General features: G+C 75.2%; 17 protein-coding genes. 14 read left to right on the top strand and 3 right to left on the bottom strand.

Annotated features, from left to right (window positions below):
* Positions 1-96: 96 nt before the first annotated feature.
* The 11 genes from DKT69_RS23050 to DKT69_RS23000 all read left to right on the top strand — a co-directional run bounded on the left by DKT69_RS23050 (position 97) and on the right by DKT69_RS23000 (position 9,996).
* Entirely contained in the window at positions 97-891 is a 795-nt protein-coding gene (locus DKT69_RS23050) for an alpha/beta fold hydrolase (protein ID WP_109803585.1), read from the top strand.
* Positions 884-1,453, top strand: coding sequence for a TetR/AcrR family transcriptional regulator (locus DKT69_RS23045; protein WP_109803584.1), 570 nt, complete (start codon positions 884-886; stop codon positions 1,451-1,453). The genes DKT69_RS23050 and DKT69_RS23045 overlap by 8 nt, the downstream gene beginning before the upstream one ends.
* A complete protein-coding gene (locus tag DKT69_RS23040; RefSeq protein WP_109803583.1) occupies positions 1,450-1,785 on the top strand; it encodes a YrdB family protein in 336 nt (111 codons plus the stop codon). Before DKT69_RS23045 ends, DKT69_RS23040 begins: the two co-directional genes overlap by 4 nt.
* Before the next feature lie 101 nt (positions 1,786-1,886).
* Positions 1,887-3,281 (top strand): hypothetical protein, encoded by a 1,395-nt coding sequence (locus tag DKT69_RS23035; protein WP_236648176.1) that lies wholly within the window; start codon positions 1,887-1,889, stop codon positions 3,279-3,281.
* 40 nt (positions 3,282-3,321) lie between these two features.
* Positions 3,322-4,710: an efflux RND transporter periplasmic adaptor subunit gene (locus tag DKT69_RS23030; RefSeq protein WP_109803582.1), complete on the top strand. Its 1,389-nt coding sequence runs from the start codon at positions 3,322-3,324 to the stop codon at positions 4,708-4,710.
* A 74-nt stretch (positions 4,711-4,784) separates the two neighbouring features.
* Positions 4,785-5,663, top strand: coding sequence for an ABC transporter ATP-binding protein (locus tag DKT69_RS23025; RefSeq protein ID WP_109803581.1), 879 nt, complete (start codon positions 4,785-4,787; stop codon positions 5,661-5,663).
* Positions 5,660-6,844 carry an ABC transporter permease gene (locus DKT69_RS23020; protein ID WP_109803580.1) on the top strand — a complete coding sequence of 395 codons (1,185 nt, stop codon included), beginning with the start codon at positions 5,660-5,662 and terminating at the stop codon, positions 6,842-6,844. The genes DKT69_RS23025 and DKT69_RS23020 overlap by 4 nt, the downstream gene beginning before the upstream one ends.
* A gap of 221 nt (positions 6,845-7,065) precedes the next feature.
* Positions 7,066-7,275 carry a helix-turn-helix domain-containing protein gene (locus tag DKT69_RS23015; RefSeq protein ID WP_109803579.1) on the top strand — a complete coding sequence of 70 codons (210 nt, stop codon included), beginning with the start codon at positions 7,066-7,068 and terminating at the stop codon, positions 7,273-7,275.
* Positions 7,276-7,483: 208 nt separating this feature from the next.
* The gene (locus tag DKT69_RS23010; RefSeq protein ID WP_007465623.1) at positions 7,484-7,585 is read left to right on the top strand and encodes a 30S ribosomal protein bS22; all 102 of its coding nucleotides are present in this window, start codon (positions 7,484-7,486) and stop codon (positions 7,583-7,585) included.
* A 120-nt stretch (positions 7,586-7,705) separates the two neighbouring features.
* The gene (locus DKT69_RS23005; protein WP_109803578.1) at positions 7,706-8,779 is read left to right on the top strand and encodes an NAD-dependent epimerase/dehydratase family protein; all 1,074 of its coding nucleotides are present in this window, start codon (positions 7,706-7,708) and stop codon (positions 8,777-8,779) included.
* Positions 8,780-8,973: 194 nt separating this feature from the next.
* On the top strand, positions 8,974-9,996 hold the full coding sequence (locus DKT69_RS23000; protein WP_438361858.1) for a lysophospholipid acyltransferase family protein: 1,023 nt from the start codon (positions 8,974-8,976) through the stop codon (positions 9,994-9,996).
* Between the two features lie 13 nt (positions 9,997-10,009).
* Here DKT69_RS23000 and DKT69_RS22995 read toward each other — a convergent pair whose 3' ends face one another.
* The 3 genes from DKT69_RS22995 to DKT69_RS22985 all read right to left on the bottom strand — a co-directional run bounded on the left by DKT69_RS22995 (position 10,010) and on the right by DKT69_RS22985 (position 13,144).
* On the bottom strand, positions 10,010-10,885 hold the full coding sequence (locus tag DKT69_RS22995) for an HAD family hydrolase (RefSeq protein ID WP_109803577.1): 876 nt from the start codon (positions 10,883-10,885) through the stop codon (positions 10,010-10,012).
* Positions 10,886-11,005: 120 nt separating this feature from the next.
* The gene (locus DKT69_RS22990; protein WP_109803576.1) at positions 11,006-11,881 is read right to left on the bottom strand and encodes a DUF5667 domain-containing protein; all 876 of its coding nucleotides are present in this window, start codon (positions 11,879-11,881) and stop codon (positions 11,006-11,008) included.
* A gap of 288 nt (positions 11,882-12,169) precedes the next feature.
* Positions 12,170-13,144 (bottom strand): ECF subfamily RNA polymerase sigma factor, BldN family, encoded by a 975-nt coding sequence (locus DKT69_RS22985; RefSeq protein WP_109803575.1) that lies wholly within the window; start codon positions 13,142-13,144, stop codon positions 12,170-12,172.
* 547 nt (positions 13,145-13,691) lie between these two features.
* On the opposite strand from DKT69_RS22985, the gene DKT69_RS22980 reads away from it, so the two are divergent.
* The 3 genes from DKT69_RS22980 to DKT69_RS22970 all read left to right on the top strand — a co-directional run.
* On the top strand, positions 13,692-15,335 hold the full coding sequence (locus DKT69_RS22980; RefSeq protein ID WP_201749814.1) for an AMP-binding protein: 1,644 nt from the start codon (positions 13,692-13,694) through the stop codon (positions 15,333-15,335).
* Positions 15,325-15,579: a glutaredoxin family protein gene (locus tag DKT69_RS22975; protein WP_109803573.1), complete on the top strand. Its 255-nt coding sequence runs from the start codon at positions 15,325-15,327 to the stop codon at positions 15,577-15,579. The genes DKT69_RS22980 and DKT69_RS22975 overlap by 11 nt, the downstream gene beginning before the upstream one ends.
* A gap of 31 nt (positions 15,580-15,610) precedes the next feature.
* Positions 15,611-16,182: HAD family hydrolase (locus DKT69_RS22970; RefSeq protein WP_109803602.1), on the top strand; the 572-nt coding region annotated here is incomplete at its 3' end.

Genomic DNA, 16,182 nt, shown 5'->3' with positions numbered 1-16,182 from the left:
TGCTGAGCACCAGGCGGTAGCCGTCCGGGATGGCGAAAGGTCACCCCCGGCGGTAGCGCCTTGACGATTGAAGCTAATGGCATTAGCTTTGTGGCTATGACGATTAGCCAGGTGGCGCGGGACGGCGGAACCATCGCGTACGAGGTGCACGGGGAGGGGCCACTGGTGGTCCTCTCGCACGGCATGGGGGAGAACCGGCGGTCCTTCCGCCACCTGATCCCGCTCCTGGTCCGGGCCGGTTACCGGGTGGCCTCGGTGGACGTCCGGGGACACGGCGACTCCAGCCCGCACTGGCCGACGTACGCCCCGGCCGAGGTCGGCGCCGACCTGCTCGCCGTGGTCCGGGCCCTCGGCGGCGGCCCGGCCACCCTGGCCGGCAGCTCGTCCAGTGCGGCCGCCGTGGTCTTCGCCGCCGCCGACGCGCCCGACCTGGTCAACGGCGTCGTGCAGCTCAGCCCGTTCGTCGCCGAGCCGAAGCCCAACCCGGTCATGCGGGTCGCCCAGGCCGCGGTGCTGCGCAGCCCCCGGCTGTTCGGCATGTTCCACCGGACCCTGTTCCCCGCCGCGCGGCCGGCCGACGACGCCGCGTACCGCACGGAGCTGGTCGCCGGCCTGCGCGGGCGGATGGACGCCGTGCGCGGGGTGATCGCGCCGGCCGCGCCGCACTGGACCGCCCGGGCCGCCGACGTGCGGCAGCCGGTGCTGGTGCTGATGGGCACGAAGGACCCCGACTTCACGGACCCGGGCGCCGAGGCGCGCGCCGCCCGGCGGCTCTTCGCCACCGCCGAGGCGCGCATGGTCGACGACTCCGGGCACTACCCGCACGCCGATCAGCCCGAGGCCACCGCCGCCCAGCTCGTCGAGTTCCTGGCGGTGACCACCGGTGCCTAGGGCCGGCCTCACCCCGCAGACCGTCGTCCGGGAGGCCGCCCGGCTCGCCGACGAGGTCGGCTACGACCGGCTCACCCTGGCCGCGCTCGCCGGCCGGCTCGGCGTCGCGCTGCCCAGCCTTTACAAGCACGTCAAGGGCGCCGACGCGCTGCACCAGAAGCTGGCCGCGCTGGCCACCGCCGAGATCGCCACCGTGCTGACCGGCGCCGCCGCGGGTCGAGCCGGCGACGACGCGCTGCGCGCCGTCGCCACCGCCTACCGGGCGTACGCCCACCGGCACCCCGGCCGCTACCCGGCCACCCAGCGGGCCCCCGACCCCGCCGACCCCGACCACGTCGCCGCGGCCGAGCGGGCCGTCGGCGCGATCTACGCGATCCTGTTCGGGTACGGCCTCACCGGCGACGCCGCGGTGGACGCCACCAGGATGTTCCGCGCCGCGGTGCACGGCTTCGTCACCCTCGAGGCGGCCGGCGGGTTCGGGCTGCCCAGGGACATCGACCGCTCCTTCGACGAGCTGGTGGCCGGGCTGGACGCCGCGTACCGGAGCTGGAGGTCCCGATGAAGGGGTTGCTGTTGGCGCTCGCCTTCCTGCTGGAGCTGGCGATGCTCGTCGCCGCCGGCTGGTGGGGCTTCACCCTCGACGCCGGGTGGCCCGTCCGGCTCCTCGCCGGGCTCGGCGCGCCCCTGCTGATCGCGGTCGTCTGGGGCACCTTCTGCTCGCCGAAGGCGGCCGTGCCGCTGCCCGCGCCCGGCAAGCTCGCCGTCCAGGCCGCCTGCTTCGTGACCGGCGGCGCGCTGCTCGCGCTGGCCGGCCGCCCGGTGCCGGCGATCCTGCTGGTCGCGCTCTGGGCGGTGGACAAGGCGCTGCTCAGCCTGGCCGGCGACCCGATCTGACCTACCCCTCGCCCGTCACCGGTCCGACGGGGGAGGGCCGCAGCCGACGCCGCCGGCGCGCGGCCCTGGCTCGATCGCCCGAATGGTCGTACCCTTCGCCGGTGACCGACGGCGACCAGCAGCCCGGCGAGACAGCCGCGGACCGCGAGCCGGGCGTTGCCCCCGTCGCCACCCCCGAACCGGTCCCGGCAACCGGCGAAAACGTCACCCAGGCGCAGGCGGCGCCGGAACAGGCAACGGCAGCGGTCCCGGCACGTCGGCGCCGGTGGCCGTTGTGGGCGGCGCTCGCGGTCGTGGTCGTGGTGCTGACCTGCGCGCTGCCCGCGGTGCTGCTGGTCGGGCTGGTCGGCGGCGCGGCCGGACGGACGGCCACCGGCGACGACCGCGCCACCGCCGCCGCCCGTCGTCTCGGCGCCCGGATGACCGCCCAACTCGACCGGCAGGCCGCCGCGCTGCTCGGCGGCGACCGGAACGGCTTCCTCGACGTCGCCGAGCCGGGGGCCCGCGCCGACCTCACCCGCCGGTACGCCGCGCTGCGGGCGCTCCGGGTGACCGTGTGGCGGCCGGCGGCGGACGGGATACCCCGCACGGTCACCGGCCGGCCGGGGGAGTGGCAGCTCGCGGCCCGGGTGGAGTACTGCTTCGTCGTCCCGGGCTGCACGGCGGCCGCCACCGTGTTCGGCACCCGCTGGCGGGACGCCGGGGAGCAGCCCCGGCTGCTCGCGGTGGAGGAGTCCCGTACCGCCCCAGCCGGCGCCCGGCCCTGGGAGGTCAGCGACCTGGCGGTGGCGTTCGGGAAGCGGACGGTCGTCGCCACCACGCCCGCGCTGCGGGCCAAACTGCCCGGCCTGCTCGCCCAGGCCGAGGCGGCGGCGAAGGTCGCCGACCTGTACACGGTGGGGGGCGCACCCCCCGACCGCTACCTGGTCTACTACGCCGGTCGGGCGGAGTGGCGGCGCTGGTACGGCGGCGGCCGTCCCCGATGGACGGCCGGCTACGCGGTCGGCGTGGGCGGTGGCCACCACGACGTGGTGCTCAACGCGGAGAGCCTGTCGCCCACCGGGGTCGACGACCTGCTCCGGCACGAGCTGACCCACGCCGCCTCGCTGCCCGAGCGGGGCTACTCGGACCGGGCCACCTGGTGGCTGGTGGAGGGACTGGCCGAGTACGCGGGCGCCGACGGTCAGCCGGTGGGCCGCTACGACGGACTGCCCGAGGTGCGGGAGCTCGTCCGGGGCGGCTGGAACGGCCGGCTGGACGGGCTGGCCCCGGCCGACGACGCGGCCGACGACCGGGTCGGCGGCAGCTACGGGGTCGGCTACCTGGCCGTCCGGCACCTCGTCGACCGGTACGGGGAGCAGCGGGTGCTGGACTTCTTCCGCCTGGTGGTCCACGACCGGCGGTCCGCCGAGGAGGCCTCCGACCAGGTCTTCGGCGAGCAGTGGGCCACCCTGCACGACGACTGCGTCCGGTACGTGCGGGCCGTCGCCGGCTGACCGGTGGCGGGCAGGTCGACGATCGCCGACGGGTCGTAGCATGGGCCAGGTGGCCCGCACCCACCCGCCGCGGCCCCCGATCGTCACGCGGCCCCGCCTGCTCACCGCGCTCCTCGCCGTCGTCGCCCTGACCGGCACCACCGCCGCCTCGTGCGGCGACGAGAAGTCCCCCGTCGCGCTGGCCCAGGTCGGCCGGTCCGCCGTCGCCGAGGTGATCGACGCCCCGGCCACGGTGACCGCCCGGGCCGCCGCGACCCTCACCGCACCCGCCGACGGCACCCTCGCCAGCCTGCGCGTCCAGCCCGGACAGCGGGTACGCCGAGGGCAGGTGCTCGCGGTCATCAGCTCACCGTCCGCGCAGGACCGGCTCCGGCAGGCCCGCGAGGCGCTGCGCGCCGCGAAACGGGCCGGCCGGGGCGTCGGCGTCGGCGACCTGGGCGGCAGCCGTCGCGGCACGGACCAGGCCGCCGCCGAGGCCTTCGACACGGCCCGGGCCGCCGCCGGGAAGATCGGCGACCCACAGCTGCGGTCCGCGTTGCTGCTCCAGGTGGAGTCCGCCCAGCGGCAGTACGAGTCGGCCGCCCGCGCCGCCGACCGGGCGGTCACCGCGGTGCAGCGCGGCGTGGCCGGGCTGAACTCCGCGGTCGGCGCGCTGTCCAGCGCCCAACGGCTCCAGGCCCAGCAGGCGTACGACCTGGCGAAGGCGACCGTCGACGCGCTCACCCTGCGCGCGCCGGTCGACGGGGTGGTGCAGCCCGGGGGCACCCGGTCCGCGAGCGGGTCGGCCGAGCTGGCCGGGCTGCTCGGGGCGGGCGGCGCCACGGGGCTCGACCCGTCGGCGTTCGCGCCGGCCCAGGGCGGCCCGCCAGCCGGTGTGGACGACGCCGTGCCGGCCGGTGGGCGGGTCACCGCCGGAACGCCGGTGCTCACCGTGGTCGACACCGGCGCGCTCGGCCTGCTCGCCGAGGTCGACGAGACGGACGTGCTCCTGGTTCGGGCCGGCCTGGCCGCCTCGGTCGAGCTGGACGCGGTCACCGGCGCGACGTACGACGCCCGGGTCCGCTCGGTCGACGTGCTGCCCAGCACCTCCGCCCGGGGCGGGGTCACCTACCGGGTGCGGTTGGCCCTGGGCGCGGGCCGCCTCGGCGAGGGGGAGGCCGCGCCGGCGCCCCGGCCCGGCATGAACGCCGTGGTCCACCTCCGGGTCCGCGAGGCGGCCGACGCGGTCGCCGTGCCCGCCTCGGCGGTCTTCTCCACCGACGGTCGGGACGCGGTCTGGGTGCTGCGGGACGGGAAGGCGGACCGGGTGCCGGTCACCGTGGGCGTGCAGGGGCAGGACCTGGTGCAGATCGTCAGCGGCGTGCAGGCCGGTGACCAGGTGGTGGTCCGGGGCGCGGACCAGGTTCGCGACGGCCAGGAACTCCGGTGAGCGCGAGGAGTGAGCCGGGCCTGCGAGCCCCGCAGTCGCGAACGAAGACCGGCTCTGTGACGCCGCCGCCCGGGGTGCCGGCGATCGAGGCGGTCGACGTGTCCCGGACGTACGAGCTGGACGGCGTCTCGGTGCCGGCGCTGCGTGGGGTGTCGTTGACCATCGCGCCCGGCGACTACGTCGCCGTGATCGGGCCGTCCGGCTCCGGCAAGTCCACCCTGATGCACCTGCTCGGCGGCCTGGACCGGCCCACCGACGGTCGGCTGGTGATCGGCGGCCGGGACGTGGCGACGCTCTCCGCCCCGGAGCTGGCGACGCTGCGCAACGAGACCATCGGCTTCGTCTTCCAGGCGTTCCACCTGCTGCCCCGGACGTCCGCGGTGGACAACGTGGCGCTGCCGCTGGTGTACCGGGGAATCGGCGCGCGGCAGCGGCGGGAGCGGGCGGCGGCGATGCTCGGCCGGGTGGGCCTGGGGCACCGGCTGCACCACCGGCCCAACCAGCTCTCCGGGGGCGAGCAGCAGCGGGTGGCGATCGCCCGGGCGCTGGTCACCGACCCGGCGGTGCTGCTCGCCGACGAGCCGACCGGCAACCTGGACAGTGCGACCGGCGAGGCGGTGCTGGAGCTGCTGGAACGGTTGAACGCCGAGTCCGGGGTGGCCCTGGTGATGGTCACCCACGACCAGGAGGTGGCCGCGCGGGCCCGCCGGCGGATCGCCGCGCGGGACGGCATGGTCCGCTCCGACACGGTCACGGCGGGCGGCGACCGGCTCCATGATCGACCGCTGTCCGACCGCGAGCGTCGACCTGAGACACTGGACCCCGCTCCCAGCGCGGAGCCCCGGTCCGTGTCCGGAAGCGGCCCGGGGCACCCGTCCGGTGGCTCCGGTGGCGCCGCCGGAGCCACCGGGCGCCTTCCGCGCCATGAGCAGCGCGGTGGGGGCGCGCCGTGAGGGTGGCCGAGGCCTGGCGGGTGGCGCTGGACGCGCTGCGGGCCAACCGGATGCGCAGCGCCCTGACCATGCTCGGCGTGATCATCGGGGTGGCCTCGGTGGTGCTGCTGGTCGCCATCGGCACCGGCACCAAGCAGAAGGTCGAACAGCAGGTCGAGGGGCTCGGCTCGAACCTGCTCCTGGTCGTGCCCGGCAAGATCGACGTGGGTACCGCCCCGGTGGTCTCGCCGCTGACGTTGCAGGACGTCGACGCGGTCTCCCGGGTGGTCGGCGACCCGGGCCGGGTGGCCGTCACCGTCGCCTCCGGGGCGACCGCGCGGGCCGGCAACCGGTCGGACTTCACCACCGTCCAGGGCGTGCTGGAGAACACCCCCACGGTCTTCACCCGGTCGCTCGCCCGGGGCCGCTACCTGACCGGGGCGGACGTGGACACCAGCCGTCGGGTGGCGGTGCTCGGCGCGTCCGTCGCGACCGCGCTCTTCCCCGACCGCGACCCGCTCGGCCAGCAGGTCGCGCTGGCCGGGGTGCGGTTCCGGGTGATCGGCGTGTTCGCCCCGCTCGGGCAGAGCCTCGGGGTGGACCGCGACGACGAGGTGCACGTGCCGGTCACCGCGGCGCAGCGGCTCTGGGGCACCCAGCGGGTGGACGGCATCGCGGTCAAGGCGCCGGACCGGGAGCGGATCGGTGAACTCGGCGACCGGATCGTCGCCGAGCTGTCCCGCCGCCACCCGGACACCGAGTTCAGTGCGGTCACCCAGCAGCAGATCCTCGGCGTGCTCGGCGACATCCTCGGCGTGCTGACCGGCGTGCTGGCCGCCATCGCCGGCATCTCGCTGCTCGTCGGCGGGGTCGGCGTCTCCAACATCATGCTGGTCTCGGTCCGCGAGCGGACCCGGGAGATCGGCCTGCGCAAGGCGGTGGGCGCCCGCCCCCGGGACATCGGCGTGCAGTTCCTGCTGGAGGCGGTGCTGCTCACCGCCATCGGCGGGCTGACCGGGATGGCGCTCGGCGTGGGCGCCGCGTTGCTGGTGGACGCGGTCTCGCCGATCCCGGCCGCGATCACCTGGTGGTCGCTGGCGCTCGCCTTCGGGGTCTCCGCCGCGGTCGGCATCGTCTTCGGGGTGGTGCCGGCCCAGCGAGCCGGCCGGCTCGACCCGGTGGTCGCGCTGCGCGCGGAGTGACCGTGGCCTGGCGGTCCCGGCAACGGGACGAGACGCGCATCGGGGAGGAAAAAGCCAGGTCAACGCGGGGGAAAACAGCGGCCCGTCCATGATCAGTTGCAGGAAGGGATCGCGCCGGTCACAGCCGTCCCGTTACCGTACTGGTAACACGCGCGTTGCCCGTCCTGGCGGGAGCTCCCGTCCGGTGGCACGCGCCGGGCACGGGAATGGGTCGGTGAGCCATGGCCGCGTCGCAGTCCGACGGTCGACTGTCGGATGTCAGGTTCCTGACCGTCGCCGAGGTGGCGACGGTCATGCGGGTCTCCAAGATGACGGTCTACCGTCTCGTGCACAGCGGTGAGCTGACCGCGGTACGGGTGGGCCGGTCGTTCCGGGTGCCCGAGCACGCCGTGCACGACTATCTCCGGGGCGCGTTTCAGGAAACCGCCTGACGCACCGCCGAGTGCGACGTAACGGGCATCGACGGGGGCGCGTTGGTCCTGCTGATGCACTCCAGCTACCCTGGACCCCGACCGTGACCGCACCCTGGTGCGCCCTGCCCACCACGCTGGTCCGGTCCGTTGTCCGCAAGCGGTCACCGACGCCACCCGCGGTGGTGTCTCCCGGTCCGCCCCGCACGTTGCATCGAAAGGCTGTCGTATGGGCTCGGTGGTCAAGAAGCGCCGCAAGCGCATGGCTAAGAAGAAGCACCGCAAGCTGCTGCGCAAGACCCGCGTCCAGCGTCGCCGTCTCGGCAAGTGACCGGGGCCGGGCCATGGCCCGGCATCCGGCACCACTTGCCAACTGTCGACTCTCGGAGGCTCAGGTGATCAGGCCGCGGACGTCCCGGCTCGATCCCGCCTGCCAGACAAGGCGCACGACATGACCCCCGGTGGCACCCCAGGTGCTCCGGGGGTCGTCGTCGTCACCGGGGTCGGCCGCTACCTCGGCGCCCACGTCGCCGCCCGACTCGCCGCCGACCCCCGGATCGAACGGGTCATCGGCGTCGACCCGGCCACCCCCGGCCCCGAGTTCACCGACCTGCTCGACCGGGTCGAACGGATCCGCCTCGACCTCGACTCGCTCGGCGGTCTCCTCGCCGACCTCGAGGTCGACGCCGTGGTACACCTCGCCCTGGTCAGCGCCCCCGACCAGCAGCACGGCGGCCGGGCGGCGATGAAGGAACAGAACGTCATCGGCACCATGCAGCTGCTCGCCGCCTGCCAGCGGGCGCCCCGGCTGCGCAAGCTCGTGGTCCGCTCGTCGACCGCCGCGTACGGCGCGTCGTTCCGCGACCCGGCGGTCTTCACCGAGGAGACCGAGCCGCGCGAGGTGCCACGCGGCGGTTTCGGCCGTGACATCCTCGACATCGAGGGGTACGTCCGCGGTTTCCGCCGCCGACGTCCCGACGTCACCGCCACCGTGCTGCGCTTCGCACCGTTCATCGGCTCCACCGCGGACACCACGCTGACCCGCTACTTCTCCCAGCCCGTGGTGCCCACCGTCTTCGGCCGTGACCCGCGGCTGCAGTTCGTCCACTTCGACGACGCGCTCGAGGTGCTACACCGGTCGATCGTCGAGGAGCACCCGGGGACGTACAACGTCGCCGGCCCGGGCGTGCTCTCCCTCACCCAGGCGATCCGGCGGGCCGGCCGGGTGGCCATGCCGGTGCTGGAGCCCGGTCTCTCCGGCGCCGCGGCGATCGCCCGCAACCTCGGCTTCGGCCGCTACGGGTTGGACCAGGTCGACCTCTTCGTGCACGGTCGGGTGGTGGACACCACCAGGCTCGAGCGGGAGTACGGCTTCACGCCGCGCTCCACCGCCGCCGCGTTCGACGACTTCATCCGCGCCCACCACGGCGGTGTGGTGGTGAGCCGGGATCAGCTCGCCGCAGCCGAGCAGCTGGTGCTGGAGGGCATCCGGCAGGTCCGCTCGGCCGTCCGGGAGCGATCGTGAGCGGCCGGGACGAGCGGCGCGACGGCCGGTACGACGTACCGCTGACGGTGGCCGGGCCGGACGCGGAGCCGGCGCGGCGCAACGGACACCGCCGGACGACGGCGGCCGCCGCCGAGCCGGCGGCGCACGACGAGCCGGACACCGCCACGGACGAGCCGGACACCGCCGCCACGGACGAGCCTGCGACGGCTGCGATGGACGAGCCGTCCGCGGACGAGCCGGACCCGGCGGCGGTGGCCGCGGCGGACGAGCCGTTCCGCATGGCGGACCAGCGGTCCGGCGGCCCGGAGCCGGCGGCGGTCGAGGAGCCGGCCGAGGCGACGCCGGACGACCACGGGGCGGTGGCGTTTGCCGGGCCGGCGGTGCCGGACCGGCGGGACCACTGGGACCGCCGGGTCGCGGGCGGGCTGGCCTTCCTGCGGCGACGGCTCGCCGGCGACTACGAGGTCGACGAGTTCGGCTTCGACCCGCACCTCACCGACGCCGTGTTCCACCCGCTGGTCCGGCTGCTGTACCGGGACTGGTTCCGCACCGAGGTCGGCGGCCTGGAGAACGTGCCGGCCGACGGGCCCGCCCTGGTGGTCGGCAACCACTCCGGCACGGTGGCGCTGGACGCGCTGATCCTCTCCGCCGCCCTGCACGACCAGCACCCGGCGCGCCGCTACCTGCGGCTGCTCGGCGCCGACCTGGTCTTCCGGATGCCGGTGGTCTCCGAGATCGCGCGCAAGACCGGCGGCACGGTGGCCTGCAACCCGGACGCCGAGCGGCTGCTCGGCAACGGCCAGCTGGTCGGCGTCTTCCCGGAGGGCTTCAAGGGCGTCGGCAAGCTCTACTCCGACCGCTACAAGCTCCAGCGGTTCGGCCGGGGCGGGTTCGTCTCGGCGGCGCTGCGTACCGGCACCCCGATCGTGCCGGTGGCCATCGTCGGTGGCGAGGAGATCTATCCCATGCTCGCCGACATCAAGCCGCTCGCCCGGCTGCTCAAGCTGCCCTACTTTCCGGTCACGCCGACGTTCCCCTGGCTCGGGCCGCTGGGCATGGTGCCGCTGCCGAGCAAGTGGCTGATCGAGTTCTGCCCGCCGATCCCCACCGCGCACCTCACCGACTCGGCCGACGACCCGCTGGTCGTCTTCAACCTCGCCGACCAGGTCCGGGAGACCATCCAGCAGACCCTGCACCGGCTCCTCGAACGACGCCCCGACCCGTTCGGCCCCTGAGGGGACCGCGCCGTCAGGGCGTCCGGCGGCGGCGGTGCAGCGCGAGGCCGGCGCTGACCGCCCCGGCGACCAGCCCGGCGGCGGCGGTGGACGGTACGGCGATCTTGACGGCCCGACGGCCGGTGCGGAAGTCCCGGACGTCCCAGCCCCGCTCGCGGGCCTGCCGGAGCAGGGCGGCGTCCGGGTTGACCGCCACCGGGTGCCCGACCGTCGAGAGCATCGGCAGGTCGTTCGCGGAGTCGCTGTAGGCGGCGCAGCGGGTCAGGTCCAACCCCTCGACCGCGGCGAGCTGGGTCACCGCCTCGGCCTTGGCCGGCCCGTGCATGAGGTCACCGGCCAGCCGCCCGGTGTACGCCCCGTCGACCACCTCGGCCACCGTCCCGATCGCACCGGTCAGGCCGAGCCGGGTGGCGATCACCCGACCGATCTCCACCGGGGCGGCGCTGACCAGCCAGACCCGCTGGCCGCTGTCCAGGTGGCGCTGGGCCAGCTTGCGGGTGCCCGCCCAGATCCGCGGGGCCATCAGCTCGTCGAAGATCTCCTCGGCGAGGCGCTCCACGTCCTCCACCCGCCACCCGTGGATGAAGGCGAGCGCGGCCTCCTTGGCCTGCGACATGTCCCCGGCGTGCTCGGTGGCGAGCAGCCGGAATCTCGCCTGCTGCCAGGCGAACCGGGCCAGGTCACCGGTGGTGAAGTACTTGCGGGCGGCCAGCCCGCGGGCGAACCAGTAGATCGAGGCGCCCTGCATCATCGTGTTGTCGACGTCGAAGAAGGCCGCCGCGGTGGGGTCGGGTGTGGGCGTGGCCGGCGGCGCCTGCTCGGTCTCCGACCAACCGGCGGTGTGGCCGTGGACGTCGGTGCTGACCGTGACCTTCCGGGTGCGGACCACACGACCCCCTCCGCTCGACGACCGCGACACTGTTCCCACGGCGAGAGTAGCCGGACAACGGGGACGGCCGGTCGTACGTGTGGAGAACTGTGGCGTAGACGGCTGCCGCGCCGGCCGGGGTCAGCGCTCGCCGGGGCAGGTGCCCGGGGCGGGGCCCAGCGCGTCGCTGGCGGTGGGCGTCGGCAGCCCGCAGGCGATCGCCGCGCGGAGCGCCTCGGAGCGCTTGCGGACGGCGTCGAGCAGGGCGAGCGAACGCCGGGTGCGGTCCTGCTCGACGTGATCGGTCCGGTCGAGCAGCCCGCTGACCGCCCGGCGCTGGCCGGTGACGAAGACGTTGACCGCCTCCAGGCCGGCCGGGTCGGAGCGCTGCGCCGCGACGGTGGTGAGCAGCCGTACGCCCTGGCGGGTGTCGGCGTCCATGTCGTCCAGGACGGCGCCGAACCCGATCCGGTCGTCGCGCACCGTGTCGGCCTCGTCGAGCCGGGTCCGGGCGAAGTCGAGGAAGAGCTGGCCGCGGCTGATGTCCGAACTGGCCAGGGCGAGCTGGGCGCGTTCCGTGGAGCGCTTCATGCCGTAGAGCGCGTCGCCGGGCAGCGCGTTCTCGCTGGCCGCCGAAATGCCGGAGAGGGCGACCGCCCCGGCCGCGATGCCGACCAGGATCGCGCCCCGGGCGCGGGCCCGCCGGGCGGTGACCGCCGGCAGGAGGGAACCCCGGATCCCGCTGCCCGCCGCCGCGGTGGTCTTGGTCTTCGCCGCCGGGGTGCCGATGCCCTCCCGCTCGGCGGTGGCCACCAGCATCGCCCGGAGTCCGGCGCGGAACTCGGCGTCGACCTCGACGTCGGGCCGGTCGGCGGTGAGCCGCTGGCTGACCGCGACGAGCGCGGCGAGTTCGTCGTCGACCCGGGAGCGCACGTGGTGACGCCGGCCGCCGTTGGCCTCGTCGAGAAGCTGTGCGAAGCGCTCGGCGCGCCGACGGGAGAAGAGGTCGCTGTCCACCGCAGGCACCTCCTCTCGCTGGTCACGGCCCGTCGGGCCGTATTCGTCACCAGCGACCGGTGGCAGCGTGACGCCGACGGGCGACCAGGTTGGTCGACCGTGCCCGCCGGACCGGGTGGCCCGGGGCGCCGGGACAACCACTGGTCGCACCCGGAGAAACGGTCCGCGCCGGGTGGCGGTTACGGGGCGGGCGGAGGCGAAATCACGAAGCGTGATCGTCGTCACGGACGGGCGGCGTCCCGCGCACCCGTCCACGGAGCGGGGACGGGTCGGCGCGAACCAGGGCGGTCAGGGCTGGAAGCCGTCGGGCAGCAGCCGGGCCAGGGCCCGCACCGCCCGGTACTGCAGCGCCTTGATCGCGCCCTCGTTCTTGCCCATGGCGCGGGCCGTCTCGGCCACCGAGAAGCCCTGGAGGAAGCGGAGCACGATGCACTCCTGCTGCTCCGGGTTGAGCTGCTTCACCGCGGTGAGCAGGGCGACGTTGGTGATGTGCTCGACGACTGCGGCCTCCGGGCTGCCCTCCGGCCCGCGGTCCTCCCGGTCGGCGTCGAGCACGTCGCCGGTCGTCACCTCCAGCCGGTAGCGGCCGGACTTGAAGTGGTCGGCGACCAGGTTGCGGGCGATGGTGACCAGCCAGGCGCCGAGGTCCCGGCCCTGCCAGGTGAAGCTGCCGATCCGCTTGAGCGCCCGGAGGAAGGTGTCCGAGGTCAGGTCCTCGGCCAACTGCCGATTGCCGACGCGGAAGTAGACGAACCGGAAGACGGTGTCGACGTACCGGTCGTAGATCAGGCCGAACGCCTCGGACTCGCCCGCCTGGGCCCGCTCGACCAGGGTCCAGACCTCGGTGGCCGGGTCCGACGGGTCGGGGCGGCTCGGGAAGCCGGTGGCGGTGACGGGCGCGGCCGGCACCGCGGGCAGCACGGCCGTGTCCGCGGCCGGCACCGCCGGCAGGACGGCGGTCTCGCTGGTCGACGGGTCGGCGGCCGGCGGCGTCTCCGCACCCCGGCGGCCCTGCGCCGGCATGGTCGGGCGGGACGGCGCGCCGACCCGGCTCGCGTTGCCGCCCGGCAGCGCCGGGCGGGGCGGCGCCTCGTTGTGGTGCGGGCGGTTGCGGACCCGACGGGCGCCCTCGCCGCGGACGGCGAGGCCCCACGAGCCCTCCGCCGCACCGCGCGGCGTCTGCTCCAGCCGCTCGTTCACCGGCGTCCTCGGTGTCGGACCGGTCAGGCCGGCCGGCCGCTCCGCGTAACCGAAGGTGGTCACCGGGCCTCCCCGATCGAGGCGGGGCACGGCCGCACCGGATGCCGCGGCGTCGCGGCGGGACCGGGTACGCCCCGGTCGGGCAGGGCCGTTCCGGGACGTGCCGACGGGCGGCAGATCCCCTTGAGGTGCTGGTCCAATGCGCTCACAGGCACGGGGGCCTCCTCGGGCTGAGGGGTGTCGACTCACGGCAAATGGGGTGAGCCGACCCGAGTGATGATAGGGGCCAACGTCACCCGCGCGTGGCAAGTCCGTTACACAGGGCGGAAGTATTTCCCTCTCCGTCGCACGAATGGCGGACCCGTTGTCCGTCGTGTGCGGTTGACTTTGCCGGCGAAAGCTGGTCGCAGTGGAAGGTCCTGGTCGGAGCGATTTCGACCCGCCGCTCGGCGTGTCGCGCCGGGCCTGCCGGGCCGGCGTCGACGGGGGCGGGGGAAGGAGGCCGGACGGTCGCCGCCCCAGTCCCGTGAGCGGGACCGAACGGACCGTCCCGGGCGTACGGACGCGCGGGCATGGTCGGCCGGCGGCCACTGTGCCAGACTCAGCCACCGTGCAGGACGCAGCCGACAGCTCCGCGCCCAACCTCGCCGACCGGCTCCGGCGGGCGGCGCTGGCCCACGCCGACCGCCCCGCGTTGCACTGGCGGGAGCAGACCCTCACCTGGTCCGAACTGGACGCCGCGGTGACCGCCACGGCCCGGGCGCTCGCCGCCTCGGTGCCGGCCGCCCCGCCCGGCGACCGGCACCCAACCCGGGTGGCCGTGTCGTTCGGCAACACGCCGGACTTCGTGGTCAGCTACCTGGCGGTGCTGCGTGCCGGGCTGGTCGCGGTGCCGGTCAACCCCGGCCTCACCGCCCGGGAGCTGCGGCACGTGCTCGCCGACTCCGGCGCCGCCGTGCTGATCTGCGCCCCGGAGGTCCGCGACCGGGTCGCCGGCCTCGCCGCCGAGCTGCCCGCGCTGACCGCCGTGCACACCGCCCCGCCGGTGACCGACGGTGACGCCCGGGAGGAGTTCCCGACCCGGGGCGGGGAGGAGCTGGCGGTGCTGCTCTACACCTCGGGCACCGAGGGCCGGCCCAAGGGGGCGATGCTGTCGCACCGGGCGCTGGCCGCCAACCACGAGCAGGTCGGCCGGATCACCCCGCCGGTGGTGGGGCCCGACGACACCGTGCTGCTCGCGCTGCCGCTCTTCCACGCGTACGGGTTGAACTCGGGGCTGGGGGCGGTCGTCCACCACGGCGCGACCGGGGTGCTCGTCGACGACCTCGGCCCGGCCGGAGCGCTCGCCGAGCTGGCCCGGCACCGGGTCAGCGTGCTGGTCGGCGTACCGTCGATGTTCCTGACCTGGGCCGACGCGGACCGCGAGGCGGTGGCGGCGGCGATGGCGTCGGTCCGGGTGGCGGTCTGCGGCGCGGCGCCGCTGCCGCCGGCCACCGCGGCGCGGTTCGCCGAGGTCGCCGGCCGCCCGCCGCACGTCGGGTACGGCCTGACCGAGACCGCCCCGGTGCTCACCTCCACCCTGGTCGGCGGGGAGCCGAAGCCCGGCTCGATCGGCCGTCCGCTGCCCGGCGTCGAGGTGCGCCTGGTCGGGCCCGACGGAATCGACCTGTGGCGGGACGGAGTCGCCACGCCCGAGGAGGATCCGGACGAGCCGGACCTCGCCGACGACGGGCCGGGCACCGACCCGGGCGAGATCGTGGTCCGGGGCGCGAACCTTTTCGCCGGTTACTGGCCGGACGGCCGGGGCGGCCCGGACGGCGACGGCTGGTGGGCCACCGGCGACATCGCGTACGCCGACGAGGACGGTGACCTCTTCCTGGTCGACCGGCTCGGCGAGCTGATCCTGGTGAACGGCTTCAACGTCTACCCGCACGAGGTGGAGCTGGTGCTGGACGCGCATCCCCAGGTGGCCGAGTCGGCGGTCCTGGGGGTGCCGCACCCGCGGACCGGGGAGACTGTCCGGGCGTACGTGGTACGGGCGCCCGGCTCCGCGGTGACGGAGGCGGACCTGCTCGGCCACTGCGCCGCCAACCTGGCCCGGTTCAAGTGCCCGACCGCGGTCGAGTTCGTCGACGCGCTGCCGCACTCGGCGATCGGCAAGGTACGCAAGACCCAGCTCCGCCCGTCGGCGCCCCCGGTGCCGTCGCCGGCGCCGCCGACCGACACCCGCACGGAGGTACCCGATGTCCACTGACGCCCGGCTCACCCTGATCACCCGGCCCGGCTGCCACCTCTGCGACGACGCGAAGGTGGCGCTGGACCGGGTGGTGGCGGTCACCGGCGACCGGTGGGTCGAGAAGGACGTGACCGGCGACATCGAGCTGGAACGCGAGTACGGGGACCGGCTGCCGGTGGTGCTGCTCGACGGCAAGGAGCACGGCTACTGGCGGGTCGAGGAGGACCGGCTGCTGCGGGACCTGACCACCCCACAGCTCTGATCCCGTCGGCGGGCTCGATTATGGTGCTGCGATGACCCCTGCGCGGCGCCACCTGGTGTGGGACTGGAACGGCACCCTCCTCGACGACCTCGACCTGGTGGTCCGGGCCACGAACGTCGCCTTCGCCAGCGCCGGCGGGCCGGCCGTCAGCACCGACGAGCACCGGGTGCGGTTCCGCCGGCCGATCGCCGACTACTACGCCGAGATGCTGGGCCGGGCGATCGACGACGAGGCGTTCGGCCGGCTCGACCGGATCTTCCACGACGCGTACCGCGCGGAGCTGACCAGCTGCGCCCTGGCCGCCGACGCGACCGCCGCGATCGCGGCCTGGCCGGGCAGCCAGTCGCTGCTCTCCATGTGGTTCCACGACGAGTTGGTGCCGACGGTGCACACCTACGGCCTGACCCCGCACTTCACCCGGGTGGACGGGCTGCGGTCGACGGTCGGCGGCGGCTTCAAGGCGCAGTGGCTGGAGAAGCACCTGGCCGAGCTGGGCCTCTCCGGCGGTGCGGTGGTGCTGATCGGCGACTCGCTCGACGACGCCGACGCGGCCGAGAGCGTCGGGGCCGCCTGCGTCCTCTACACCGGTGGCCTCTCCGACCC

Origin of the sequence: Micromonospora sicca (assembly GCF_003172935.1) — a bacterium.
GTDB lineage: Bacteria > Actinomycetota > Actinomycetes > Mycobacteriales > Micromonosporaceae > Micromonospora > Micromonospora sicca.
Note: the sequence above shows the minus strand (reverse complement) of the source record. Positions and strands in the feature narration are given on the sequence as shown.